Annotated in this window: 20 protein-coding genes; 13 read left to right on the plus strand and 7 right to left on the minus strand. The window is 41.1% G+C overall.

All coding sequences use genetic code 11. From position 1 onward, the window contains the following. The first annotated feature begins 4 nt into the window (after positions 1–4). Genes PHEP_RS22400 through PHEP_RS04705 form a run of 4 tightly spaced genes read left to right on the plus strand, consistent with a single transcriptional unit; the run spans position 5 to position 4556 of the window. A complete protein-coding gene (locus PHEP_RS22400) occupies positions 5–1060 on the plus strand; it encodes a Z1 domain-containing protein (RefSeq protein WP_262495150.1) in 1056 nt (351 codons plus the stop codon). After that, positions 1053–2054, plus strand: a complete 1002-nt coding sequence (locus PHEP_RS04695; protein WP_012781103.1) for a PD-(D/E)XK motif protein — start codon at positions 1053–1055, stop codon at positions 2052–2054. Before PHEP_RS22400 ends, PHEP_RS04695 begins: the two co-directional genes overlap by 8 nt. Position 2055: 1 nt before the next feature. After that, entirely contained in the window at positions 2056–4074 is a 2019-nt protein-coding gene (locus PHEP_RS04700; RefSeq protein ID WP_012781104.1) for an AIPR family protein, read from the plus strand. Then, entirely contained in the window at positions 4074–4556 is a 483-nt protein-coding gene (locus tag PHEP_RS04705) for a DUF6266 family protein (RefSeq protein ID WP_012781105.1), read from the plus strand. Before PHEP_RS04700 ends, PHEP_RS04705 begins: the two co-directional genes overlap by 1 nt. An 18-nt stretch (positions 4557–4574) precedes the next feature. On the opposite strand, the gene PHEP_RS04710 is transcribed toward PHEP_RS04705, so the two are convergent. Next, positions 4575–5465: a winged helix-turn-helix domain-containing protein gene (locus PHEP_RS04710; protein ID WP_012781106.1), complete on the minus strand. Its 891-nt coding sequence runs from the start codon at positions 5463–5465 to the stop codon at positions 4575–4577. A gap of 160 nt (positions 5466–5625) precedes the next feature. On the opposite strand from PHEP_RS04710, the gene PHEP_RS04715 reads away from it, so the two are divergent. Further along, positions 5626–6135: a hypothetical protein gene (locus PHEP_RS04715; RefSeq protein WP_012781107.1), complete on the plus strand. Its 510-nt coding sequence runs from the start codon at positions 5626–5628 to the stop codon at positions 6133–6135. Between the two features lie 71 nt (positions 6136–6206). Here the strand turns inward: PHEP_RS04715 and PHEP_RS04720 are convergent, their stop codons facing one another. From PHEP_RS04720 to PHEP_RS04730, 3 genes are all read right to left on the minus strand, one after another. After that, complete coding sequence (locus PHEP_RS04720; RefSeq protein ID WP_012781108.1) at positions 6207–9089, minus strand: glycosyl hydrolase; 2883 nt, start codon at positions 9087–9089, stop codon at positions 6207–6209. 18 nt (positions 9090–9107) lie between these two features. Further along, positions 9108–9824: an alpha/beta hydrolase gene (locus PHEP_RS04725; RefSeq protein WP_012781109.1), complete on the minus strand. Its 717-nt coding sequence runs from the start codon at positions 9822–9824 to the stop codon at positions 9108–9110. Between the two features lie 190 nt (positions 9825–10014). Further along, the gene (locus PHEP_RS04730; RefSeq protein ID WP_012781110.1) at positions 10015–10641 is read right to left on the minus strand and encodes a class I SAM-dependent methyltransferase; all 627 of its coding nucleotides are present in this window, start codon (positions 10639–10641) and stop codon (positions 10015–10017) included. Positions 10642–11206: 565 nt separating this feature from the next. On the opposite strand from PHEP_RS04730, the gene arr reads away from it, so the two are divergent. Next, a complete protein-coding gene (arr, locus tag PHEP_RS22435) occupies positions 11207–11620 on the plus strand; it encodes an NAD(+)--rifampin ADP-ribosyltransferase (protein ID WP_276525063.1) in 414 nt (137 codons plus the stop codon). A 36-nt stretch (positions 11621–11656) separates the two neighbouring features. Here the strand turns inward: arr and PHEP_RS04740 are convergent, their stop codons facing one another. Both PHEP_RS04740 and PHEP_RS04745 read right to left on the minus strand, forming a co-directional pair. After that, a complete protein-coding gene (locus PHEP_RS04740; RefSeq protein WP_012781112.1) occupies positions 11657–12013 on the minus strand; it encodes a hypothetical protein in 357 nt (118 codons plus the stop codon). Between the two features lie 330 nt (positions 12014–12343). Beyond that, positions 12344–12886 carry an NADPH-dependent FMN reductase gene (locus tag PHEP_RS04745; RefSeq protein ID WP_012781113.1) on the minus strand — a complete coding sequence of 181 codons (543 nt, stop codon included), beginning with the start codon at positions 12884–12886 and terminating at the stop codon, positions 12344–12346. A 124-nt stretch (positions 12887–13010) separates the two neighbouring features. On the opposite strand from PHEP_RS04745, the gene PHEP_RS04750 reads away from it, so the two are divergent. The 6 genes from PHEP_RS04750 (at position 13011) to PHEP_RS04775 (ending at position 23082) form a co-directional block, all read left to right on the plus strand. After that, a complete protein-coding gene (locus PHEP_RS04750) occupies positions 13011–13580 on the plus strand; it encodes an RNA polymerase sigma-70 factor (protein ID WP_012781114.1) in 570 nt (189 codons plus the stop codon). Between the two features lie 117 nt (positions 13581–13697). Continuing rightward, positions 13698–14816 carry a FecR family protein gene (locus PHEP_RS04755; RefSeq protein ID WP_012781115.1) on the plus strand — a complete coding sequence of 373 codons (1119 nt, stop codon included), beginning with the start codon at positions 13698–13700 and terminating at the stop codon, positions 14814–14816. Positions 14817–15068: 252 nt separating this feature from the next. Then, the gene (locus PHEP_RS04760; RefSeq protein WP_187290733.1) at positions 15069–18536 is read left to right on the plus strand and encodes a SusC/RagA family TonB-linked outer membrane protein; all 3468 of its coding nucleotides are present in this window, start codon (positions 15069–15071) and stop codon (positions 18534–18536) included. Between the two features lie 21 nt (positions 18537–18557). Next, positions 18558–19907 carry a TlpA family protein disulfide reductase gene (locus tag PHEP_RS04765; protein ID WP_012781117.1) on the plus strand — a complete coding sequence of 450 codons (1350 nt, stop codon included), beginning with the start codon at positions 18558–18560 and terminating at the stop codon, positions 19905–19907. A gap of 21 nt (positions 19908–19928) precedes the next feature. Beyond that, on the plus strand, positions 19929–21281 hold the full coding sequence (locus tag PHEP_RS04770; protein ID WP_012781118.1) for a RagB/SusD family nutrient uptake outer membrane protein: 1353 nt from the start codon (positions 19929–19931) through the stop codon (positions 21279–21281). A 385-nt stretch (positions 21282–21666) separates the two neighbouring features. Next, entirely contained in the window at positions 21667–23082 is a 1416-nt protein-coding gene (locus PHEP_RS04775) for a BNR repeat-containing protein (RefSeq protein WP_012781119.1), read from the plus strand. A 38-nt stretch (positions 23083–23120) separates the two neighbouring features. Here the strand turns inward: PHEP_RS04775 and PHEP_RS04780 are convergent, their stop codons facing one another. Further along, positions 23121–23714, minus strand: coding sequence for an RNA polymerase sigma factor (locus PHEP_RS04780; RefSeq protein WP_012781120.1), 594 nt, complete (start codon positions 23712–23714; stop codon positions 23121–23123). Between the two features lie 168 nt (positions 23715–23882). On the opposite strand from PHEP_RS04780, the gene PHEP_RS04785 reads away from it, so the two are divergent. After that, the gene (locus tag PHEP_RS04785; protein ID WP_012781121.1) at positions 23883–25034 is read left to right on the plus strand and encodes a FecR family protein; all 1152 of its coding nucleotides are present in this window, start codon (positions 23883–23885) and stop codon (positions 25032–25034) included. Positions 25035–25165: the final 131 nt, after the last annotated feature.

Raw genomic sequence — 25165 nt, forward strand, 5'->3', positions numbered from 1 at the left:
AGCTATTACCGGCTTGTGGAGCATTGCAATAGGGGGAGATAAGTTGTCCAGAGGGCTTACGCTTGAAGGACTAACGGTGAGTTATTTCACAAGAAGTACTTCATTGTACGACACGTTGATGCAGATGGGAAGGTGGTTTGGTTACAGGAATGGCTTTGAAGATTTGTGCAGGATATATACTACCCCCGAGCTATTCAGATGGTACCGTCATATATCAACCGCATTTGAATCATTGCGGGAGGAATTTATCGAAATGTCCCGCCTGCAACTCACGCCAATGGATTTTGGCTTGCGGGTTGAGGATCATCCGGATATGATGGTAACAAGCGTAATGAAAATGCGGGCCGCAGATAATATGCGGCTAAACTACCAGGGCACCCTTACAGAAACATCGACACTCCCTGCTTCTGATACCATACTCAAATCCAATTTTGAAGTGGCCGAGAACTTTATTTTATCCCTGGGCGAAGCTGATGCAGATTTCCGACCTAAAAAGGTATGGTTCAACATTCCGGTCGCCCAGATACAAGAGTTTTTAAAGGGGTATCAGACCTACAAAGGCTTACCCACCGTAAACTCCGCACGAATAAATAAGTATATTGACATACAAAGAACAAAACCATTGCCGGAATTTATGGAATGGAATGTCGCATTGATTTCACTGAATGAAAGTACTGACCTGGAACCCGTATCATTTGCCGGTTTCAGCATTTACCCACACTCCCGCTCAGTGAAAGAAGAGCGGACAAACAGTCTTTTTATAAAGAGAATGATTGACCGGAAGGACGAGATAGAAGATTTTAATCCTGTTGAGAGGAAAGCTGTTGAAAACAACAATCTGTCCAACATAGAAATCAGAAGTATTAGTCCCAGAAAACAAAGGCCTTTGTTAATGATATATGTTTTAAATATTACAGATAAAACAAAGTCTGAAAATATTCCCTTTGAAAAACAACCGGTTGGATTTGCTATAAGCTGGCCTGTGTCAGAAACGGCTGTGCCAATGAATTATGTAATTAATTCAGTTTATGCGGAACTTGAATTGAGTGAAGATGATTAACTACCAGGAAATATGGAAATCTATCAATGAAGAGTCGGCCAGTAACCCTAATAGGGTTCAGATTGCCAGGATGATTCCTTCAAAAGGTGCTTTCTCTGCTTTTTTGGCTACAGATTTTAAGAAAAAAATACGATTACTATACGTCAAACTGGATAGAGATGTGTTTCTTACCATAAATGATCTTCCGCGATTCAGGGGTTTTGATATTTCATGTGTTATATCATCAATAGGGAGATTTAAGAATACAGAATTTCTTAAATTGACACAGGCGATTCCAGAAACTGACAGTATTTTTGAATTAGTAATTTCTGATTTGTGTGATCATATCATCAGGATTGAGGAAAAACAGAGTCTCAAACCAATATTGGTCAACGTTCTTACGGAATGGAAGTTTTTTTTCGACCGTTCAGAAGACAAAATTCTTACTCTTTCTGAGCAGAAGGGCCTTTTTGGTGAATTGACTTTTCTGAAAAACTATCTTTTAAAAATTTATACCCCAGAACAAGCATTGGTTTTCTGGACAGGAGGGAACAGAACAAACCATGATTTTCAGCTTGATAAAAAGGCAGTTGAAATAAAAACCACATCAGGAAAAATGCCCTGGAAATTTATGGTTTCATCTGAAAAACAATTGGATAATACGGGCTTGGAGTTTCTGTATCTGGTGTTATTTATCTTAAATGTGCATGATAACAGGGTTTCTGACAATCTTTCTACGCTTATTGATGAAATTTTCAATATGATTAGACAAGATAGTTCTGCTTTATTACAGTTTGAAATCAAACTTGCCAAATATGGTTACAATATTTTATACGCCGGAAAATATACAACAGGCTTTTCAATAACCCAGGCGAAATTTTTTGAAGTCAGAAACGACTTTCCCCGTTTAATAAATACTAATATTCCTGCTGGAATAGGTGATATCAAGTATACCATCATGGCATCAGCATGTGCTGAGTTCGAAACAAAAACCGATATAATTAATCTCATATAAAATGACTCTTTCAGATTTTTCCGTTGATTTTTTAGAAAATGCTTTATTAACCGTTGAGGATGAGAAAATCTCTCAGGAAGACGCGATTACCCAGGATATATTGGAGTACACCATTGATTCGGGCGATGTAGTTGCCGGAGAGTTATGTCATTATAAAGTTAGGGGGATTAAGATTAATGCCTGGAATTATGATGAGGAAAATGAAGTTATTGATTTGTTTGTAACAATTTTTAAATCAGAAGCGAAACTTCAGAAGGTCTCTGATAAAGATATTGAAGATGCATTTAACAAAGCCAGGAACTTTTTTTGGGCCGCAAGAGAAGGTAAACTCTTAACAAAGGTGGATGAGTCAGAAACGATTGTTTTTGATCTTGTTCAGATAATTGAACAAACCAGAACTACCGTTAAAAACGTACGTATATTTGTGTTTACAAATGGACAGGCATCCATTGATGTAATTCCTGAAGCTGGAGAAGAGAAAAATATATATTTTGATTTTCAATTATGGGACATTGAAAGACTGTACCAGCAATACCTTATACGGAGTGATAAACAGCCAATTGAGATTGATTTCATATCAGACTATAATTATAAACTTAAATGTCTGTTTATGGATAATGTTAGTGAAAACGTAGACTGTTATCTCGCTATTTTACCTGCAAGTATTCTGGCGAAGATATATGGAAAATATCGTCAAGGCATTCTGGAAAAGAATGTCAGGAATTTTTTGCAGTTTAAGACAAAAGTTAACAGGGGAATTCGTAAAACCATTATAGGTTCATCAGACATGTTTCTTTCTTATAATAACGGGATCTCAACTACAGCAGAAAAGGTTTACATTCAACATGATGATAATATTCCATACATTACAAAAATTGAAAACTGGCAGATAGTAAACGGTGGACAAACAACTGCATCTATTTTTGCTACTTCTATGGAAAAAGGGATTGACCTGTCGAAGGTATTCGTACAGTTAAAAATTTCCAAGATTAAGAATGTCGAAGAAATGGATACAATCGTCGGATATATTTCGCAATATGCAAATAGTCAGACAGGGATTAAAGATTCGGATTTTGAAGTGAATTCTGAGTTTTTTGTAACTATTCAGCAATTTTCACGGTCGGAGTGGGTACCAACATTGACTGGTGGCAGAGCAACATCGAAATGGTATTTCGAACGCACAAGAGGTCAATATCTGGAAGATAAGGCAAAACTCACCTCTTCTGAGTCTAAAAAATTTGATAAAGAATATCTTAAAAACAGAAAATTCACTACGCCTGATATAGGTAAATATGAAATGAGCTGGCAACAGAAACCTTACGATGTATCAAAGGGGGCCGAAAACAATTTCAAAATATTTATTGAGGAAATAAAAAATGATAAACCAGTTGTTGATAAACGTTATTATCATCAATTAATAGCAAAGGCGATTCTTTTCAAAGAAATTGATTCTATTGTTGCTAAAGAAAAGTTAGGCGGATATAAGGCCAATATGGTTGCATATCTGATCGCATGGATATCTTACAAAACCAATAAAAGGTTGTCACTTGATTATATCTGGGAAAACCAACGAATATCTGAAGGTCTAGCCGTTACATTAAAAAGTATGATTCCTATTGTATGGGATCATATAAATTCGCCGGCAAAGGCAGGTACAAATATAGGAGAGTGGTGTAAAAAGCCCGAATGTTGGGTCGCACTCAAAGACAAAGCGGCTGATATTGAGGAGCTGACAGCAGAGTTAACAGAAATAAACACACAACGTTTAAATGAGCATATTTCTGAACAGTATACCTCTGAATTTGATGTTAAAGTGATTGAGGAAGCATCTTCAGTTGATGCGGAAGTTTGGTTTAGTATATCAAAATGGGCTAAAGAGAATAATAAATTTACCCCTTTTGATCGTAAGCTACTTTTTAATCTTGGTGTTCTTGCCAATAGAAAAGCTGCTTTAACTCTTAAGCAAGCAAAAAATGCAATTCGATTAATAAAATCTTCGAAAGAACAAGGATTTGTATAATGCTTGTAGTAAATAAATTTATTAATACCATGACTACCTTTGTAGGAATTGGTTTTGCGGGTATAGCACAAGGACAGGCTTTTTCGGCCAATAACGCGGTCAAATCCTATCAGTTAAAAAATGCGCTGGACGGAGCATATCCTGATTTGGTTATAAATTACAGTAAGGTAATGCTGAGTATGGGCACTTTACAGTCGGCAGAAAATGCGGCTGTTGAATGGGATGGCAATCGGTTGAGGTTTTCCTGGCACTGTGACGCCATTAGCGAGCGTTTTTACAATCAATCGGTAGCCATGCTTTTGGTGCATTGCCGCGAATTGAACAAGAGTTTTTATGACCTAAGCGGGGTAAAGCGCTTAGCAAAGGAACAGTTTGTTGAGCTACCCTCAGATTTTAACAGTCGGGTACTGCATGCTTACCTTACGTTTGTAACGGATGACAGGGTAATGGTTTCGGATAGTGTGTATGTAGGGGAGAGCTAGGGGGCTAGGAGGTTCTTCTTAAGCGCTTATTTCAAGCTTATATCCTTTGCCGCGTATAACAACAATGTTGATATTCGGATCATGTTCCAGTTTTTTTCTCAGTTTTGATATGAACATATCCAGACTGCGCCCTACTATAACACCTTCATCTTCCCATATCTCTTTTTGTAACCGGCTTCTCTCTATAGTCACGTTAGGAGATAATGCAAAAATGCGTAGTACACGGGTTTCGGTTCCAGTTAAGTCTGTTGTTTTTCCGTTTATTATGAGCTTACGATTCTTCGCGTCGAACCCCACTGTGCCTAAAGTTAACATGTCAGTATACTGACCATTAGGTAAGGCTCTTTGCGGCTTAACAGAACTCAAAAATATAAATCCAACAAATGCTAACAAGGGGAGGCCACCGAGAATACAACCTTTTGTTGTTGCATTTATACCTGTCGGTTTGAATTTAATGCTAATCCTGTAACATGCTCTCGGTTGCACTCTTCCTCTACAGGCTACAATATCATCATTTTTATTTTTGGATATAGCATATCCGTAGGCTACACTAGCGTTGCCGCAGTTCAGTACGTTGACCACATAATCATGTGCCAGCGGGTCTTTGACCAGCAAACGCCGGGTGGTATTCACCAGGGAGTCCGGTAGAAAAGTAAGCTCATTCTCAAAGCTGATCAGGTATTCGTTGTCAGCAATCTTTTTTATCGGAAGTACCCTTGATTTACTATCACCTGACTGTAAGAGCAGTTCATGTCCGATCCTGCGCAGCAAAACTTCCCTTCTGGAGATATCAAAATCTTCATTGTCCACCATACTGAAAGCCACGCAGATTACAGAGATAAACGAGAGGAGTAATAATCCATACAGGTATTTGCGTTTTCCGGAGAGGCGATTTCGGTTAAGATCCATAAGATCAAGTTTTTATTTACAAAGTTTACATTTTTATTTACAATACAAATTACTCAAGCTGAAAAATATCAAAGTAATTTTGCTGAATCAAATTGATAGCATATTCCGATCCGAACTTATCAAGAGAATCTATATGTAATTTAATAAACTCAAAAAAATTATGAAAAAAGTAATTTATGCGCTGATGTTACCACTGGTTGTGCTGAGCGGACTAGTATTGGCTAATCGTGAAATCAAGAATGAAAGTACTGCTGAAAGGAAAACCGAAATGAAAAAATGGGAGGTTACCCCTGATGGTATAAAGTTCAAAAAATGGAAAGCGTCTGCCCGGGGTAAAAAAGTGCTTAACGGTGCTGCTAAAATAAGGAACCATATAAGTGCTTTTACCAATATGGAGGCTGTTGTAACTTCTCTTACTCTCCCGGTGGGATCAAGATTAGGTTTCGGTGTTATGGCCAGGATTAATGGTGATGATTATATTGTAAAATTTGAGCCGGAAAAGTCTCAACTTGAGCAATTGCATAGCCTGAAAGTTAACGACAAAATAATTATAAGAAGCCATGTCGTATCGTATGCGCCTAAGTATTCCTATCCAATAGTGTCCTGCGACTATGTAGAACGAGATCGTAAAGTAATTTTTAAACGTGTCCCCCACAAAGGCGGTTGCTGAGTTTGGTGGCGACTTTCTCCAGGCAGACTGTTGAAAGGTAGATGGTTAAGATTTCCCTTTTTTTCGCCATGCTATTTCTCACTAGATTCCATCAAAACAACCGGCCCCAACAATCCTGAAGGTAAAATTTTCCATGCAGGAGTAACTTTAATATTCGTTTTCGTCAACCTTTGATCGGCTGGTAAACTGTCATCCCCGATCAGGCGGTTCCGCCAGCTATTCACAACTTCAACCTCAAGTTTATTATCACCGGTTTTCAACGCAGCTGTAATCTCCACCCGGAACGGCGGGCTCCACAAAATACCCAGATCTTTCCCATTTAATTTTACTTTAGCAATACCTACATCCTTAACTTCTCCAAGGTCCAGAAAAAGCCTTTTTGATTTTGTTTTCGTTGCCTTAAAATTTTTGGCATATACTGCTGTCCCCGAATAAAAACGGATCCCATCCTCCGGCCGTTCTGTCCAGCTTTGCAAAGTATCAAACTTTACTAAAGCAGGACCACCCCATCTGGGATCAAAACGCACATCCCAGGCACCAGAAAGCTGCTCCAGCTCCTTGTATCCGGGATAATTGTCCGTTTTCTTTCCTTCTTTACTGCCAAGAGGCTTTCTGAAAACCACAAACACTGAACCATTCGGGTCAAAAACCAAGGGTACCGTAATCAGGCCGTCCTTTTGTTGATAAGCCTTTGCATCCCTGATTTCGCCCTTTAAGGGATCCCATAATTCGGGCATTCTGTCAGCAATCCGGAAAGTACAGGAAACGGCTACCTGCTTATTGTTTTGATTGGAAATAAAATAAATGTCTGTTCCATCAGGCAAATAACGGTGGATATAATCAAACTTATCTGTTTTGTTTTCAGCCACAATCTTAACATCATAAGGAAGGCCACTTTCCAGCAATACATTGGCCGCAGTTTTACCCCAGATTACTTTCCCTTTTCCCAGTACTTTTTCGCCAGCTGAGGTATTGCCCTTTCCCCATAGTTCATCTGCCAGCAGATTGAGTTCCGTTTCAGCAGCCGGATAACCCACCAGGCTACTGGTAGATTGGGGCTTTAAACCAATCACCGTTGCCCCGGCATTTACCAGTGCTTTTACTTTTCTGATCACTGCCAATGACAAGATCTTATGGTCTGGTAAAACAAGCACCCGGTAATTTACACCATGGGGCAACTCGATTTTGCCGTCCCTAACCGTCAGATCGAGCAGGCGGTCTTCATTGATCAGGTCGTAATCATATCCCGGCAATGCCCCCGCAGGGTCATCTTCTTTCAGCCTGCCCAGATTGGGCACATGGTCTCCATAATAATACAGTACATCCGAAAGTGCTGTTCCCTTTTGCAGCAGGTAATGGCAGCGGGTCAGGTAACTCAGAAATGCTGTCGAATAATTCCACCAGGTCACATTAGGGTTAAAGTGCGTACCGGCAAAATACTCCTGGCCGGGCATTCCCATTTCTTTAGGAGAAGAAGTGAAGGTATGAAAATATACCAGGTTCAGGCCGGCACAAAACTCATGGTCTACACTCGGCTTCATGTCTGCCCAGATCACATCGTTCCAATGCTTCCCGATCGTGGTAAAGGATTCGGCACCAACCAGCTGCTTATTGAAAATCTTAGCTGCACTGGCAGCTTGTTTAACAAAAAAACGGTCTATCGGCCGCGGACGGTGAGGGCTGGGCGACCAGAATTCACTCATCATCACCTCACTGTGGCTGTAGTTCTTAAGCCCGTCAAAAGGACCTGCGTGTGGTCCTGCAGACTCTGGTAAAATACCTATTCCATGGGCTCTGGATCTTTTTGCGAAAGTACCGTAATGTTTTTCTGAAACCAGGTCTCCTATTGTTTTACGGAAATCGTTCAGAAAACGCACACTTACAGAACGGCTTTCAATTATTTTACCAGTCAGTACCGGTAAAAAGAGGGTCAGGTCATAGCCTCTCCTTTTCTTGAATTCATCGGCAAAGCCATCCGTCCAGTTCATCCCCCCACCTTCAAAACTGTCCGTTTGCAGATAACGCAAGGTTGTACCTGCCATAGGGCCAATCAGGCGCAGCAGCGGCTCCACATGCGTGTCCCAGTACCGGTTAAATGACTTTTCACTCAAAAAATCAAGTACCCTGCCATCCCATTTCCCGCTGGTAGTTGAAGTCCGGGCATCTGTAGTGGTATACCCTATGCGGATCACCTTCCAGTTGCCAGCAGGCGCGTCCCAATTCAATACCCCATCCTTAAAATACTTACTGATATTGAGTACTTGTTTGCTCAGGGCATCTTCCTCACCAGGCACCCCGGCAATGTCTGTTAAAAATGGCCGGGTATCGGGAACAGAGCCTCCGGCTTCTTTGGAAGCAGTTTTGTTCTCCAAATCATGTATAGGTGCATGTGCTTTGTTTTTATCTGGAAAGGCGAGCACCGCAATTTCTTTATAGTAATCGTCCCTTATTGCTGGCAGCACTAATTTTTGGTTAATCTTTGTTCCCCCTTTAATGCCCAGTTCCGAAAATGTAACCTGTTTAGCTGCCTCTTCCGGGCTAACATCAGGGCCGCCAAGATTCCAGCCACTCTGGATGTTCATAGACATCACCAGGCCCAGGCGCTTGGCTTCGCGAATGGCATACAGATAAAGTGCCCGCCAATCCGGGCTGCCAAACATAGGCCCTTCGGGCACCTGTCTGTTCCCAACCTGGTTGGCTCCGCCAGCATCAAAAATACAGGCACCGCTAAAGCCCTTTGCCTTCATCTCCTCCAGGTCGCGGGTAATAGACTGCTGCGTTACATTGCCGTTTAACCACCACCACCAACAACGCGTACCATACGTACTACCGGGTCGCTGAAATTCTGCATCAACTATAACATTCGTTTCTTTTGGCAATACACTTTTCGGGTTCTGCCCGCAAACCGGAAGTGCAAAAAATAAAAGGATAATAGTTTTTACTATAATTCTCATGCTTATTCAACTAGGGTGTCAATTGTTGTGGTATTTATCTTGGTTAAGGTATTGAATCTTCTTGATATGAGATCTAATGTGTTCATTACTTATCTTTTGGACAATATAGTTACTAATTTCTGCTGCATTGGCGTACACCATAAAATGCCCGCCGTTATTTATGATTTTATCTGGTTTATAATACCTGATTGGTAAAATGAGATCGGCGGTACCATGTATATGGGTAAGATTAAGGGGGAGATCTTTATTTCTCCAGGTTAAAATACAGGTCAATGCCCATTTCATAAAGGCAGTATCGCTGTCAACTACAAGTTGTTTCAGTAATATGCGTTCTTCATCGGTTCTGGCACCTAAAAACTTCAGCCCAATCCCATTGCCTTTTTTTAATAAGCGGATTGGTATAAGCTTTTGTAACCTTAAACTACCCGCCAGGCGGTAATACCAGGGCAATTGGCTGTAAACGGGTGAACTGGAGATCAGAAAAGTATGTAAAGGCTTCAGTTTCTTAGCGATTTCAGTAGCCAGCATTCCGCCAAAGGATAATCCGATCAAGTAAAACGGGGTAGAGGTATCTATGTTAAGCGCCAGTCTGGTTGCATAATCATCTAACGACTCGTTCTTTTGGGGAGAAATCCAATCCAGATAAACCAACTCAAAATCCTGAGGGAAAATCAGCTTCCTGAAAGCACGTCTATCGGCCCCCAAGCCACTGATCAGATAGATTTTTTTTGACATTACACGAATATAAAGATAATCGCTAAAATTATAAGAAGCCATAGCGTATGCGCCTAAGTATTCCTATCCAATAGTATCGTGCGACTATGTAGAACGAGATCGTAAAGTAATTTTTAAACGTGTCCGCCACAAGGGTGGTTGCTGAGTTCGGTGGCGACTTTCTCCAGGCAGGCTGTTGAAAGGTAGATGGTTAAGATTTCCCTTTTTGGCATTTAATTAAAAAGAATGGCTGATGCTCATTGATTTCTGTAATCTCAAATAATCCGGCTTTGTCAAATTCTGATTTTATGGAATCCCTGTCATAAAAGAACATTTTAACGCCATCAAATATTTCGTAGCGATCCTTACTAACAAATTTGCCTTGCCTATAAGTATGCGCTGCTTTTGAAATAACCGTAAAGACCATATAGCCATGTACTGACAATTGATTATAACAGTCCAGAATGAGTTTTTCCCTTTCACTGCTATCCAGCAAATGAATTAAAGCATAGCAAAATATCCCATCATACTGACAGGTATCAAATGGCATGTCGTTTACAGAACCATGATAGATAACCATATCGTTTCCGTAATGTTTTTCGGCCATTTCAATGGCAGTTTTTGAAATCTCAATCCCGGTTACAGCCATTCCGTTCTCTTTGAAAATTTGTGCATTCCTCCCGTAACCGATTCCAGGTATCAGGATACTTTTCACTGAGTTTTGGACAAAAAAATCTTTTGTTAATACAGCAGACTTTGCGGGTTCAAAGCCCCACATTTCCTTTTTTTCGCCAAAGGCTGATTCCCAAAATTCTGGTTTTTCGGTTTCCTCTTTCATGATCGTAGCTTTATACCATTGCTTATGCAATTTACCAAGAATAGAGTGTCAGTAACTGATTTTAATACCCTTCATGATGATGTGAATTAAGATGGATAAAGAATGAGAATTTGTAGGTTCGTTGTATAAATAACGTAGAAATTACTGAGATCGTACGTCGGGAAAAATATACTTTGAAATGCTGTTTTTTATGGTTTTTAAGTACTTATTTTAGCGAAAAAAGAAGACTATGAGTACTGAATTCCATCCGGACAACGCGATTGTTAAGCGCTGCATGCAGGGTATGAAATTAGAGGAAGAGGGTAAATTTGAAGAAGCTGGGCTTGTTTTCCTTCAAGCCTGGGATACTGCGGCTGGTGATTTTGAAAAGTTCCTTGCTGCCTGGTTTTTGGCCCGGACACAGCCTGCTGTTTCCGGGAAAATTTTGTGGTATGAAAGGGCTTTGGAACTGGCATCCAGGGTAGATAACGATGCTGTTAAAAGCGCTTTTCCTTCGCTGCACAGAAATTTGTCCGGGAACTATGAGGAGGCTGGTGATTTTGAGAAAGCTGCGGCGCATCGGGAGCTGGCCCAGGCTTGCGTAAGCCAGCCTACCGATAGCGGGCCGTTTTATCATGGGACACGGGCGCAATTGAATACCGGTGATTTACTGACTGCCGGCCGTGTGTCTAATTATCAGTCGGAGCTGGTGATGAACCACATTTATTTTAGCGCGCTGGCTGGCGGGGCGGGGCTGGCTGCTGCGCTGGCGCCAGGGGAGGGCCCGGAAAGGGTTTACATCGTGGAGCCTACCGGCAGTTTCGAAGACGATCCCAATGTGACCAATATGAAATTTCCGGGCAATCCAACGCGTTCGTACCGGAGCAGGGAACCGTTGAAGATTGTTGGGGAATTGGCAGAGTGGCAAAGATCATCGCCGGAACAGATACAGCGGATTCGGGACAGGTTTGCTGGTAAGAAAGATGAAATCATCAATTGAGTATAGTAAACAAAGGAGGGAAGAAATTCCTTTAACTTATGGACTGATGGTTTCAACCCCATGTTCATCCGTTGTGCTTTCACCTCCCTCATTCTCCGATATTTCTGGTTCATGTTTTTCCTCTTCTGTTATTTCCGGTTGGTCCTTTTTCTCTTCCGTTACTTCAGGCTTACCCCCCTGATCGCTATCGTCAGCATTGTCACCAGTATCTGAAGGCTTTTGATTAGGTTCAGCTGCAAGCGGTTTAGCCCTCTCATCGGAGTTTTCAGTCGAAGCCTCTGTTTTTTCCTCATTTGGAATCACTGTCTCAATTTCAGCCCCTGGATCGGCATTCGGTGCAGGATGTGTATGATCTTGTTTCAGCTCTTTATTCTTATCATTTGAGTTTTCCATTGTCGTAGATTTTATCTTATATCAACAGATCAAAGCGCAACATGTTTGAATAATTAAGAATACTGTTACCCCGTGTGGCGACAGATGTTTAAAGGCTTTTATTAGCTTGGTGATTATGTGATTTTATCCATATGATGAACAGGTATCATTAATTTGAAGCAGACTTGATTATCTTATACTAGATATTCACAGGCTTTTTCTTCGTCAATAGTGCAATTCCACCGCCAATGAGTCCCATTATACTGGCAATTATTAGCATTGAAATAGCCATCAATTTTTCGATAGGTATTAATTTATACGAAGCGTCCGTAAAGCACCATATGGAGCTGTCTATTTATTGATCAGGTCCATAAATTTATTCCAAAGGTCAGTTATCAATTTTTTTGTTTGTTCATCGATCAGGTTTCCCTGCCCGTCAAATTTATCGGCAGCTCCTGCCAGGTAAAATTCCGGTTGCTGTACAGGTTGCATATTGAGATATACCAATACCTGGCGTAAGTGCTGCACTGCTCCGAAAGCGCCGAGGTTATAGGGAGTGCATCCTAAAACAACAGCCGGCTTTTTGTCCCATTTATTTTGTCCCTGTGGTCTTGAGCCCCAGTCTAAAGCATTTTTTAGAACAGGCGAGTAAGATCTGTTGTATTCTGGTGTTGCGAGTATGATGGCATCTGCATTTTCAATACTTTGGTGAAGATCTCTAACAGCGGTGGGTAAATCGGCTTCCAGGTCCTGGTTTAATAGAGGCAGCTGGCTGATATCTATAATTTCTACCGTTACCCCGTCTGGAGACAAATGTTTAAAGGCTTTTATCAGCTTGGTGGTATAAGAGTCTTTTCTCAAACTTCCTGAAAATGCAGCTATTTTAATGCTCATGACTATGTGATTTTTATCCATATGATGAACAGATATCATTAATGATTGTTTCATTTTAAATCATCTTTGCAGGCTTTGGTTAACTTTGTGAATTTTATTTACCTTAGTATCGGGGTTTGCAATAATGATGGATTTACGTGGCGTTTCTGACCAGGAACTGTTTGCCTTGCTGAAGGAAGGTGACCAGTCTGCCTATACCGAAATTTTCAGACGTTATGCGCCATTGATGGTTTCGCACGCCTATCGTTTATTGGGTGACCGAGATGAGGCCAATGATGTGGTTCAGGATGTCTTTATGGCACTTTGGCAGCGGCACAAATCACTAGAGCTGATCACTTCGCTTTCCTCATACCTGTATACTGCCATCCGTAACAGGGTATTCACCAGAATGTCCCACGAGAAGGTGGTGTCGAGATATGCCGATTCCATTATGGAGCACATGGGCAAGGCGTTTACGCTATCCGATGATAGTTTTATGGCCAGGGAATTGCAGAAACTGATTGATGAGGAGATTGCCGCACTGCCTGAAAAAATGAGAGAGGTTTTTTTGATGTACCGTAAAGAGGAGCTTTCCTATGGGGAGATTAGTGAGCGTTTGGGTATTTCCGATAAAACGGCGAAGCAGCAGGTCTATAATGCCACAAAGATCCTTCGTTCCAAGTTGCAGGTTTTCCTTGCAATTTTTTTAGTGTAAATTATTCTACTGATTTACAATACCTTACGAATTTTATGAATTTTATTGCTGTTCTGTCTATGACTGGAGGGTGACTTGGCAGTCTTTACTTTAACATCTCCCTAATATTAGTTTAACATGAACGAACAGAAAGCCAAAGAACTCTTAGAGCGCTATAACAGTGGTTTGCTATCCCCTGCCGAAAAGCAGCAGTTGGATCTGTGGTATTTGGAGCAGGCCCGAAAGAGCAAGCTGGAATTGACAGAGGAAGAACTGTTGGATAGTGTGCAGCATTTAAGCAGTAAGTTACCACTTGTTCAGCCAAGGACAAGAAGGTTATGGCCTCGCATTGCTGCGGCTGCTTCGATTGTATTGGTATTGGGTTCTGCTGTTTATTTTTATAACGGCAGGAATGAGAAGGCTGGTAGTGCTGAAGTGCTTGCCAATGATGTGGCGCCTGGAAAAAATGGTGCAACATTAACTTTGGCCAATGGGCAGAAGATTTTGATCAATGATGCATTGGCAGGAAATATCGCCACACAATCGGGCGTAAAAATTTCTAAGACTGCAGATGGCCAGATTGTATACGAAATTACGGATAATGGTGCTAATAATTCAGAATACAACCTACTGTCTACTACACGGGGGCAACAGACACAGGTGCGTTTGCCTGACGGAACCCTCGTGTTTTTAAATGCTGAATCTTCATTAAAATATCCAACAAGCTTTACAGGTTCAGGGAAGCGTCAGGTTTCCTTAACTGGGGAAGGATATTTTGAAGTTGCCAAGGATAAAAAGCATCCATTTATCGTTGAAAGCTCGAACCAAAAGGTTGAGGTGCTTGGAACGCATTTCAATATCAACAGTTATGCCGATGAACCTGAGGTTAAGACGACCCTGCTCGAAGGTTCGGTAAATGTCTTTAATTTAAAAGGTAAATATTCAAAAGTATTAAGCCCAGGTCAACAGGCAATAGTAAAGGGCGAAGATATAAAAGTTGGTGATGCCGATATCGATCAAGCCATGAGCTGGAAAAATGGCGACTTCGTTTTTGTCGGAGAGGACCTGAAAGCGGTGATGCGTCAGGTTGCCAGGTGGTATGATGTAGAGATCGGGTATCAAGGTAATATAAATTCTTCTGGTGTAGTCAGTACAATTTCCCGTGATAAGAAATTATCACAGGTATTAAAAGCCCTACAGATCAATCAGGGAATCCATTTCAAAATTGAGGGAAGGAGGGTTTTGGTTATGCCTTAGAACTTTTTGAGGTTGGCCAGAATAAGAACGGAGGCGTTGGAACCGCCCCCGATCAAAAGTCTAGCTAATCGGATAAATAATGCTACTAAACAGAATTTCAACAAAAAACTAAACAAACAAATGTATAAATTTTACTATACAAATGGGTATGGTGTAACCAGCTATATCCGAAAGTCCATGGCTAGTCTGTGGCAGATTACATGGAATCCCAATATCAGAAAATGGCTTATGAGGATAAACCTGACATGGTTGATGTTATTGATAGCGTTTATGCAGGTTTCTTTGGCCGCTAAAGCTCAAAAAATCTCTTTGTCCAAAAAGAATGCACCACTTACAGAAATCTTTAAAGAACTAAGGAAACAAAGCGGTTATGATTTCGTGATCAACAAGGATCAGATCAAGATTGCAAAACCGGTATCCCTTTCAGTAAATGATGATGATTTGGTAAATGTGTTAACAAAATGCTTTGAAAATCAGCCATTCACTTATTTGATGGAGGATAAGATGATCATAGTGGTTAATAAAAAACCTGAAAAAGTTAAGGTTGGTGTTCTACCGATAGATGTAAAAGGACGATTGGTAGATGAAAACGGGAGTCCGTTGGTTGGGGCATCTATTTCTGTAAAGGGCAGTGAACGCAAAACAATAACTAACGAAAAAGGAGAATTTTCATTAACGAATATAGATGACCGAGCATTTTTGGTAATTTCATTTGTTGGCTACGAGGTGAAGGAAATTTCTGCAAAATCGGAATTAGGAACGATAAAAATGTTTGCAATTGTGAGTGCCTTAGATGAAATTCAAATTGTAAATACTGGATATCAAAAACTACCTAAGGAGCGGATGACAGGTTCATTTGTCTATGTTGATAGAGAGTTAATAGAAAGGTCTGTTAGTACTAACATCCTTACCCGTTTGCAGGATGTGGTTCCAGGCATGATTTTCAACCGTAATCGTTCGGCTTCAAACCTGTCAGGGGAAGGGAATATTTCAATTAGGGGACAAAGTACAATTTTCGGTAATACCCAGCCGCTGATTATTTTAGATAACTTTCCGTATGATGGGGATTTGGCTAATATCAATCCTAATGACATTGAAAATATCAGTGTGCTCAAGGATGCTGCAGCTTCTTCGATCTGGGGAGCCCGTGCAGGTAATGGGGTTATCGTATTGACAAGCAAACGGGCTAAGGCCGGACAGGCTTTAGTCATAGCTGCCAACACGAATCTAAGCTATATCCCTCAGCCAAACCTGTTGAAAAACCAGAACATGAGTTCCGGAGATTTTATTGACCTGGAAAAAATCTTGTTTTCCAGGGGATTTTACAATGGCGCTGAAAACTCTGTTGTAAGAACTCCATTAACCCCGGTAGTTGAGCTTCTGATTTCTGAACGTGACGGGAAGATCAGCACTGCAGATGCGGATAGGATGATTCAGTCTTTGAAAGGCTACGACATCCGTGAGCAGTATATGCGATATATGGGGAATTCTGTGATCAACCAGCAGTATGCAGTAAACGCTTCTGGGGATGGTAATAACAACAGCTATTATCTTTCTATTGGTTACGATCATAACCGCCTATCGGATAAGCTCAACTATGCAAAAAGGCTTAACATGAACTTTAACGACCGGTTGAGGTTCCTGGACAACAAGTTAGAGGTCAGTGTTGGATTGCTTTTGACCAGATCTATCAATGAAAGGCCAAACAATGGATTCAATGCCCTTAGCTGGAACCTAGGGGATAAAGTTTATCCATATGCAAGGCTTGTTGATCAGATGGGAAATCCAGCAGCTATCGTAAAAGATTACCGTATGGCTTTTTCGCAGACAGCTCTGTCATCTGGCTATCTAGACTGGGAGTATCGTCCGGTAGAGGATATGGAGGCAATTGAAAACCGTGCCCAGGCACTCGATTATAGGATCAACACTAATGCTAAATATAGAATCGCAACATTCCTGGAGGCTGAGGCTGCTTTCCAATATGGACGCAATAGCTGGCAGCAAAGGATGGTACAAGGCGCCGGCTCTTATTATACACGCAACCTAATCAATAGGTTTACGCAGATAGTGGCTGGGGGAACCAATGTTTATCCGGTTCCAATTGGCGCGATACTGGACCAGTCGGTCAACAATAGCGAAAGCTTTAATTTTCGTGGACAGCTGAATTATAGGAAAACAATCTCTGGGTTTGAAATTGCTGCACTTGGAGGTTATGAGTGGCGGGACCTTAGCACTAGTGGATATTCGAATAGGTATTATGGCTATAATGATGACATTGCACAAGTTGGTTCAGTAAATTACGTAGGGGTTTATCCGGTATCCTATTATTTGCCCGGATCAAGCGGAACGGGCAGTATACCGGTGATGGACGGGGTATCTGGAACAACTGACAGGTTTTTATCGTTTTACTCCAATGCCTCAGTATCCTTTAAGTCAAAATACGTGTTATCCGGGAGCGCAAGGTTGGACAGAAGTAATATTTTTGGGGTAAACTCGAACCAAAAAGGAGTTCCTTTATGGTCAGCTGGCCTGCTGTGGAATCTTTCCAAGGAAGACTTCTATGGTTCCTCTGGTTCTTCGCTTTTCCCGATGCTGAGCATCAAGGCAAGTTTTGGTTATAATGGGAATATAGATAGGAATACTTCTGCATTTACAACAGCCTCTTATTTCAGCGGCTCTTCTGTACTTACCCGACAGAATTATGCGGCGATCATCAACCCGCCCAATCCAGATTTGCGATGGGAAAGGGTAAAAGTGGCTAACCTTGGTATCGATTTCATCGCTAAGGATCATCGGATTTCGGGAACCTTGGAGTTTTACCGCAAGTCAGGGCTGGATCTGATCGGAGAAATACCATATGCTCCATCTTCTGGCATTACCTCATTTCGCGGCAATGTTGCCAATACGAGGGTTTCCGGGGTGGATTTATCTTTGAATACTGTAAATACCAATGGCAATTTTAAATGGACTACCAGTTTTTGGGCCAGTTATAACGACGAGATCGTTACCAAATACGTACCTGGTCCAAATGCCAATGTCGGCAGTTATACCCTGCAAGGGGATGCTGGGATCATACCGATCAAAGGTTATCCTTTGTATTCTATGTTCAGCTATAAATGGGCCGGGTTAAATCAGCTTGGTGATCCACAAGGCTTTTTAAAGGGAACGCCCAGCGCAGACTATACTTCAATTTTTGCCGCCTCGACTCTAGATAATATTGTCTTCAGCGGATCGGCAAAGCCAAAGGCTTTTGGCTCGTTGATCAACAATCTAAGTTTCAAGGGTTTTAATTTTTCAGCAAACCTGACCTACAGGCTGGGGTATTATTTTAGAAGGAATTCTATTAATTATTCCCAGGCTCTTTCGGGAAAGGGTGGGCACATGGATTTTTCAGCACGCTGGAAACAACCTGGCGATGAATCTTTGACCCAGATCCCGGCCCTGCCGTCATCATCGAATACCAATCGGGATAATATGTACCTGTATAGCGATGTTCTGGTAGAAAAAGGAGATCATATCAGGTTACAGGACCTTAGGATGGGCTATCAATTTCCAAATAAACTGCAGCAAAGGTTTGGGGTCAATCATATGGAGGTATTTACCTATCTCTCAAACTTAGGCCTTATTTGGAGCGCAAATAAAAAGGATATCGATCCTGACTATGTAAATGGGCTTGCTCCGGAAAAATCATTTGCGATAGGCGTAAAATTCAATTTTTAGAAAAACAAATTAGAAAACAAAATGAAAAATCAATCTCTACATATTTTTTTGATAGCGGTAGCTATTTTATTAACTAATATCCACGTAAATGCACAAAGGAATGAAGCATTCGATCTCACTGCTAGGGGAATTATCGTCGGGCAGGACGTGCCCCATATTGAAATCAGCAATCTGCATAATTATTTTGATAAAGATCGAAAACAGCGCTCAACGGTAAATATTTCCTCGTTCAGGGGGAAGCTGGTGATCCTTGATTTCTGGGCAACTTGGTGTTCTCCATGCATCGGCATGATGCCAGTGATGGACAGCTTGCAAAGACGTTTTGAAGGCAAAGTGCAATTTTTGTCGATAACTGCCCAGCCCGATACTATCGTAGTCCCTTTTTTAAAAAAGCTCTTTAGAGGGAAAAAAATGGACATCCCGTTTGCGACGTCGGATGTGCTTGTTTCAAAGGTATTCCCGCATAGGCTGTTGCCACATTATGTATGGATAGATGAAACTGGAAAAGTACTTGCGATCACTTCTCACGAGGAGGTAAATGCCAAAGAAATAGAATCTGTGATCAATAAACAGCCTACTGTCATGCGTCAGAAAAAAGACATGGCAGTAAAATACGACCGTAACAAACCATTGTTTTTAGCTGAAAATGGTGGCAGTGGCAAGGGGCTTATCTATCATAGTATGCTCACTGAGTGGGGCGAAGGGCTATCGATGGGGTCCTGGATAAATCCAGCAATGGGAAAAGCCACGGTGGCGAACCTTGGTATAAAGGAAATGTATGCTGCTGCCTTCAGTGAAAAGCTGATCATAGGGCAGCATCGGGTGATTAATCAAATGAAAGATCCCGGAACGATCCATTATGATGGCCCAAGGGCAGAAGCCGATAGCTGGATGAAGAAAAATATGTTCTGTTATGAACTGGTTTTGCCCGAAGGAAAAAGAGAGACGCTCCGTTCGCATATGATCGGTGACCTCAAGAAGCTTTTCCCAAAAATTTGGGCAGATACAGCCCATGTGGAGACTATGTGTACGGTACTTGTAAGTACGGGTGACAATTCGGCCATGCGGTCCAAAGGAGATAAGCGTGCTATTGAAGTCAATAGTTTAGGGATTTCTGTAACCAATATGGGAATTGTGGCGCTGACAAGTAGGCTTGATATTGTTTATCTGCAGGAGAATCCATATCCCATTGTCGATAATTCAGGTATAAAATTTCCTGTTGACTTTAAGCTGGACTGCGATCTTGGGAGCGTCACTTCGATCAATAAGGCGTTGTCGCAGTATAATTTAAAACTGGTGAACCAGCGATTTACAACCAACATGTTGATTTTTAAGGATGCCCAGGCCAAGGTAGTTACACATAATCAATAACCTTCATAACCTGACAGAAATATGAAAAATCAAATATTTTACCTGGCCCTCTTATTGTGTACATTCAATAGCTGCAAATCCGACTATCTGGAAGTCAAACCAAGGCAGTCTCTACTGGTGCCCACTACCAAAACTGAGCTGCAGGCCTTGCTTGATAATTTAGACGTGATGAATAATGCACCTGGTATCGTTCAAGTAGCTACAGATGATATTTTGATTCCTGACGCTTCACTGCCCTCACTCGCATCCCCATTTGAAAAAAATGCCTACATATGGGAGAAAGATGTTTTTCCAGACCCCAATGTCCCAGAGTGGACTTTAGCCTGGAGGCAGGTCTTTTATGCAAATGTAGTACTGGAGATGATCAGTGGTAAAAGCGAAACCGAAAAGCCCACTTTTGATGAGTTGAAAGGCGCTGCACTATTTTTCAGGGCAATCGGCTATTATCATCTTACCCAAATGTTTACCAATGGTTTTGATCCCGCAACTGCTGCTTCAGAAAAGGGTTTACCTATCCGCACTGTAGCAGATGTCAACCAGTCGCCGCCAAGAGGAAAATTGTTGGATACCTATAATTTCATGACCGGTGATTTGTTAGAGGCCAGCCGCCTGCTTCCAAAATTATCGGCTTATAAAAGTAGGCCAAACCAAGTGGCCTCATTTTCTCTGCTGGCAAGGATATATCTGGTGATGCAGGACTATGATAAGGCTTTTGAGTATGCTGATAAAGCGATACAGTTGAATGGTACCCTTATCAACTTCAATACCTTGAACTCCGCTAGCGCCAGGCCTTTTCCAGCAGTACTACCAAATGGTAATGGTGAGGTAAGTTTTTATGCGGCACAAATATCTTATTCTTTTATGAGCTTTTTGTCTTCATCGGTCAATGTCAACCCTGCGCTTTACCAGCTGTATGATTCGAACGATCTGCGAAAAACTATTTTTTTTAATGCAAGTGGGAAAAATTTTAAGGGTAATTATAACAATGTCAGCAGGTTGTTTGGCGGCATAGCAAATGATGAAATTTATTTAATCCGGTCTGAAGCGCAGATAAGAAGAAATAAGTTACAGGAAGGACTGGACGACTTGAATACATTGTTAATTAATAGATATAAAACTGGAACATTTTTTTCTTATACAGTTTCTAATACCCCTGATCCGCTTTCACTGGTTTTAAATGAACGCAGAAAAGAGCTTCCCTTTAGAGGTCAGAGATGGACAGATCTAAGGAGATTAAATCAGGATGCAAAATATAAAACGATCCTTACAAGACAGGTGAATGGTATAGACTACAATATTTTGCCATTGGATAAAAGGTACACTTATCCAATTCCCCAGTCTGAAATTTTGAATTCCGGCATGGAACAAAATTAAGGTTATTATAATAGTTAATAATAGTATGAGCCGGATGGATTTCCGGCCATATTTTCTCAATGCTTCTAATGAATTAATTTCTTTAAACCCTTAATTCCCCACTTGGGGTATAAACTGTGTCGAACTTGCTTTAAAAAACAGATATGCATGAAAAATATTGATTTTGAAAAATCTATTTATTGATCAGGTTCATAAATGGCTGATATCTACACGATTTTATCCATATAATGAACAGAGACCTGATTATTTTTTATTAAAAATTAATCATGAACTAACGGGAATACCTGTATGAGGTGTCTTATTCTTATATGATCAGGTGGCTTGCTGATATAAACAGATTAAACCCGAATTAACAAATGTATAAGAACCAATTAGCAGGGACAGAATGAAGTTTACATTATCATTGTTGATAACTATAATAGTCAGTTTAAAGCCTGTTTTTGCGCAAAATGATGATGTCATTCTGGTGGATCAAAATGCCCTGACTTGTTTTAAAGGAACGTATGGTAACAACATTAACGGGCAAAGCTTTCAGCAGGATGCACTAACCAGTTATAAGGGATGGCAATACATTGCCTATTACAATGCCGAGCGCCGGATTTGCCTGGGAAGACGGAAGCTGAGGAGTTCTGAATGGGAAATTCTCAGTTTTAATGATTACCGTTTTTCTTATGCTAAAAACCAGGATAACAATACACACAACGTGATCAGTATTGGACTTTGTGCAAAAGACGGGACCATACATCTTTCTTTTGACCAGCATGCAGGGCCACTGCACTATCGTGTTTCAGTGAAGGGGATTCTGGATAATCCCGAACGCTTTAAATGGACCAGTAAACTTTTTAACCCTGTAGCAGACTGGCTGGAAAACGGAAAGCCCATACCTGTAGTTTCGTATCCAACTTTTATCAGTACCCCGGATGGCAATCTTTTGTTTGCATACAGAAACGGGTATAGCAGTAATGGAGATTGTCTGATTGGGCAGTATGATGCTTCATCTGGTACCTGGACTAACCCGCATGTATTTATTTCACGGAGTGGTGTTTACGGCGATCCCTTTAAGGGGGAGAGTCATAATAGAAATGCGTACCTCAATAACCTGAGTTATGACCGGAAAGGCATGCTGCACATCAGCTGGACCTGGCGGGAAAGCGTTGCAACGTTGGGTAACCGCGATATCTGTTATGCCTATAGCAAGGATAATGGCAAATCATGGTTTAATAAAAAAAATGATCAGATAGCGGTTCGTGGTACCGCTGAGCCCGAAGCTATCAATACATTAAGTGCCGGAATTACCGTGCGGCATCTGGATCGGGGCTGGGGAATTATGAACCAGCAATCGCAGGTGATCGACAACAATCTGAACCCGCATATCGTAATGTACCATAAGAAAAATCATGGAAACCCCGGTTGGGCAGTAATGGAAAACGGGGCCTATTTCCATTATTATCTGAAGGATGGTCAATGGCAACAAACCCAATTACCCTTTATGGGTAACAGACCTAAGCTGATAGTTGACCGGAACAATAATTTATACCTCGTTTTTATGCGTAAAGATCATTTTGATGTGAAAGACCAGGGGGCACCACTGGTTGTGGTAAAAGCAACTTACAAATCGGGATGGCAGGACTGGAAGGAAGTGTATGTATCAAAATCGGGTTATTTCAATGAGCCCCAGCTTGACCTGGCAAGATGGCATAAGGCAGGTATTTTGTCTGTAATGGTCCAATTGCCACCTGCCACCGAAGGCCAGGCCTCAGCGCTTCAGGTGCTCGAAATGAGCGTCAAGCATTTGAAGTAGTGTGTGTGCTATAAAGTTTGTTGACTGAGCTTTCCCCATTAACGGAGCATAATGCAAACATAAATGACCACACCCAGCTCTATGAGTTGTCCGAGGGACATTCTGAGTTTACTGATAGCTTTTCTGATGTGTTGTTCTACCGTATTTTCTGAAATATCAAGTTTTGCTGCGATCTCTTTATTGGATAAAAATCCTTTTCTGCTTAAGATGAATACTTCCCGGCATTTTGGGGGCAGCTTTTCAATTTCCATATTGATCAGCGCAGCCAGCTCGCGGCTTTCGATCTGTTCGATGAGTGAATGATCTTCAGCATTCGCATGCTTTGCTATATGCAGCTCATATTTATTTCGTACCAGCTGACTCCGGTAGTGGTTAAGGATCTGGTTTTTAAGGATTACAAATAAATAGGCCTGGATGGAGGTATTGGTTTCAATAGACCTTTTATGCTCATATAATTTTACAAATGAGTTCTGGACTAGTTCTTCAGCTATTTCCCTGCTGTTGGTTTTCGAAACGGCCAGCCTCATCAGTGGCATGACGTACATTTTGTAAAGATTAGAGAATGCCTGTTCATCGCCTTCTTTCCAGGAAAGGATTAAATCAGCATCGCTTAATGTAGTATAATCTTTGATGGCTTAAAGTATATTTGGTTTTCTCTAATATAGGAAAAAATAGCTTTAATTGTGAATTGTTCAATGTTTTTAATAATTTTTTTTCAAAAAAAAATTAAAACAGACTAACGGCAAGACCGGCTTTAGGTGTCTTACTATTTACAATGCCAAATATAACATCGTGTATTTATGGAAAAAGATAGACTGAAATATCTATTAGAAAATTATGTGGATGGGGGGTTATCCGGGCCGGAGCTGACTGAACTGGAAGCGTGGTATCATCAGCTTAATTATGGTGAGCAGAAACTGGACCAGTACATCATGGAAGCTGGCGGGCAGGAAGTGATTATAAACCGGATGGAAGAAAGCTTTAAACAAAGAATCCGTAAACCGGTAAACATTAAATCTATTTCAGTAAGAAAAATGATTGCTGTGGCGGCCGCTATACTTTTGATGCTGTCTGCAGGCTTATATTTTTATCAATCCCGTTCTGCTAATCCGGCAAACAGGATTTTAGTGGATATGGAAGCTGCGGTAATTAAACCAGGAGGTAACAAAGCGGTACTTACACTGGCAAATGGAAAACAAATTAACCTGGAGACTGCTTCGGATGGACAACTGGCAGAAACAGGTGGTGTAGAAATTGAAAAGTCGGCTGACGGACAAGTGTTTTATAAAGCCATTTCCGGCACAAATCACAACGGGGAAAGCAATACCATCAGTACACCTAACGGTGGGCAATACCAGATCATTTTAGCAGATGGCACGAGGGTTTGGTTAAACGCCGCATCAAGTTTAAAATATCCAACTGTATTTTCGGGAAATGAACGCAAAGTTGAGCTTATTGGAGAGGCATATTTTGAAGTTAAAAGTAACCAGGAATCTCCGTTTCTTGTGGTGAGTAATAAGCAAACGGTTAAAGTGCTTGGCACCCATTTTAATATCAAAGCTTATCCTGATGAAAGTTTTGTTAAAACCACCTTACTTGAGGGCCGTATCATGGTGAGTGCTGAGCGCTTCCCTGATGCTAAAATACTTTCGCCAGGACAGCAGGCTGTATTTGACGGGCATCAGATAGATATAAATAAAGGCGATTTAAAGGAAGCTATGGCATGGAAGAATGGATATTTTATGTTTAAAGATGAAGATATTTATTCCATAATGAACCAGGTTTCGCGCTGGTATAATGTTGAAGTGGTTTACATGGGCAGGTTTGAGAACAAACGGTTTGGGGGCTATGTGTCCAGATCGAAAAAGATAACAGATTTACTGGATATTATGGAAAGTACAAAAGGAATCCATTTTAAAATAGAGGGGAGGAGGGTAACCGTGATGAGATAATTTTTCCTCTGCTACACACCAGACAAAAAACAGGAGTGCTGGAACACCCCTGTCCGTTGCCAAAAGGCATTTGTCAGATCTTAAATCTTTGAACCAGTTAAAACCTAACTAACCAAATGTACAAAAAATAT

Origin of the sequence: Pedobacter heparinus DSM 2366 (genome assembly GCF_000023825.1) — a bacterium.
Classification (GTDB): domain Bacteria; phylum Bacteroidota; class Bacteroidia; order Sphingobacteriales; family Sphingobacteriaceae; genus Pedobacter; species Pedobacter heparinus.

What these genes read in the sequence shown, in the direction of transcription:
- PHEP_RS04775 (WP_012781119.1), top strand. Translation starts at nt 21,667, where the DNA reads ATGAAGTTTACATTATCATTGTTGATAACTATAATAGTCAGTTTAAAG.
- PHEP_RS04725 (WP_012781109.1), bottom strand. Translation starts at nt 9,824, where the DNA reads ATGTCAAAAAAAATCTATCTGATCAGTGGCTTGGGGGCCGATAGACGT.
- PHEP_RS04740 (WP_012781112.1), bottom strand. Translation starts at nt 12,013, where the DNA reads ATGGAAAACTCAAATGATAAGAATAAAGAGCTGAAACAAGATCATACA.
- PHEP_RS04750 (WP_012781114.1), top strand. Translation starts at nt 13,011, where the DNA reads ATGATGGATTTACGTGGCGTTTCTGACCAGGAACTGTTTGCCTTGCTG.
- PHEP_RS04745 (WP_012781113.1), bottom strand. Translation starts at nt 12,886, where the DNA reads ATGAGCATTAAAATAGCTGCATTTTCAGGAAGTTTGAGAAAAGACTCT.
- PHEP_RS04715 (WP_012781107.1), top strand. Translation starts at nt 5,626, where the DNA reads ATGAAAAAAGTAATTTATGCGCTGATGTTACCACTGGTTGTGCTGAGC.
- PHEP_RS04770 (WP_012781118.1), top strand. Translation starts at nt 19,929, where the DNA reads ATGAAAAATCAAATATTTTACCTGGCCCTCTTATTGTGTACATTCAAT.
- PHEP_RS04765 (WP_012781117.1), top strand. Translation starts at nt 18,558, where the DNA reads ATGAAAAATCAATCTCTACATATTTTTTTGATAGCGGTAGCTATTTTA.
- PHEP_RS04760 (WP_187290733.1), top strand. Translation starts at nt 15,069, where the DNA reads ATGTTATTGATAGCGTTTATGCAGGTTTCTTTGGCCGCTAAAGCTCAA.
- PHEP_RS04705 (WP_012781105.1), top strand. Translation starts at nt 4,074, where the DNA reads ATGCTTGTAGTAAATAAATTTATTAATACCATGACTACCTTTGTAGGA.
- PHEP_RS04700 (WP_012781104.1), top strand. Translation starts at nt 2,056, where the DNA reads ATGACTCTTTCAGATTTTTCCGTTGATTTTTTAGAAAATGCTTTATTA.
- PHEP_RS04710 (WP_012781106.1), bottom strand. Translation starts at nt 5,465, where the DNA reads ATGGATCTTAACCGAAATCGCCTCTCCGGAAAACGCAAATACCTGTAT.
- PHEP_RS04720 (WP_012781108.1), bottom strand. Translation starts at nt 9,089, where the DNA reads ATGAGAATTATAGTAAAAACTATTATCCTTTTATTTTTTGCACTTCCG.
- PHEP_RS04695 (WP_012781103.1), top strand. Translation starts at nt 1,053, where the DNA reads ATGATTAACTACCAGGAAATATGGAAATCTATCAATGAAGAGTCGGCC.
- PHEP_RS04785 (WP_012781121.1), top strand. Translation starts at nt 23,883, where the DNA reads ATGGAAAAAGATAGACTGAAATATCTATTAGAAAATTATGTGGATGGG.
- PHEP_RS04730 (WP_012781110.1), bottom strand. Translation starts at nt 10,641, where the DNA reads ATGAAAGAGGAAACCGAAAAACCAGAATTTTGGGAATCAGCCTTTGGC.
- PHEP_RS04755 (WP_012781115.1), top strand. Translation starts at nt 13,698, where the DNA reads ATGAACGAACAGAAAGCCAAAGAACTCTTAGAGCGCTATAACAGTGGT.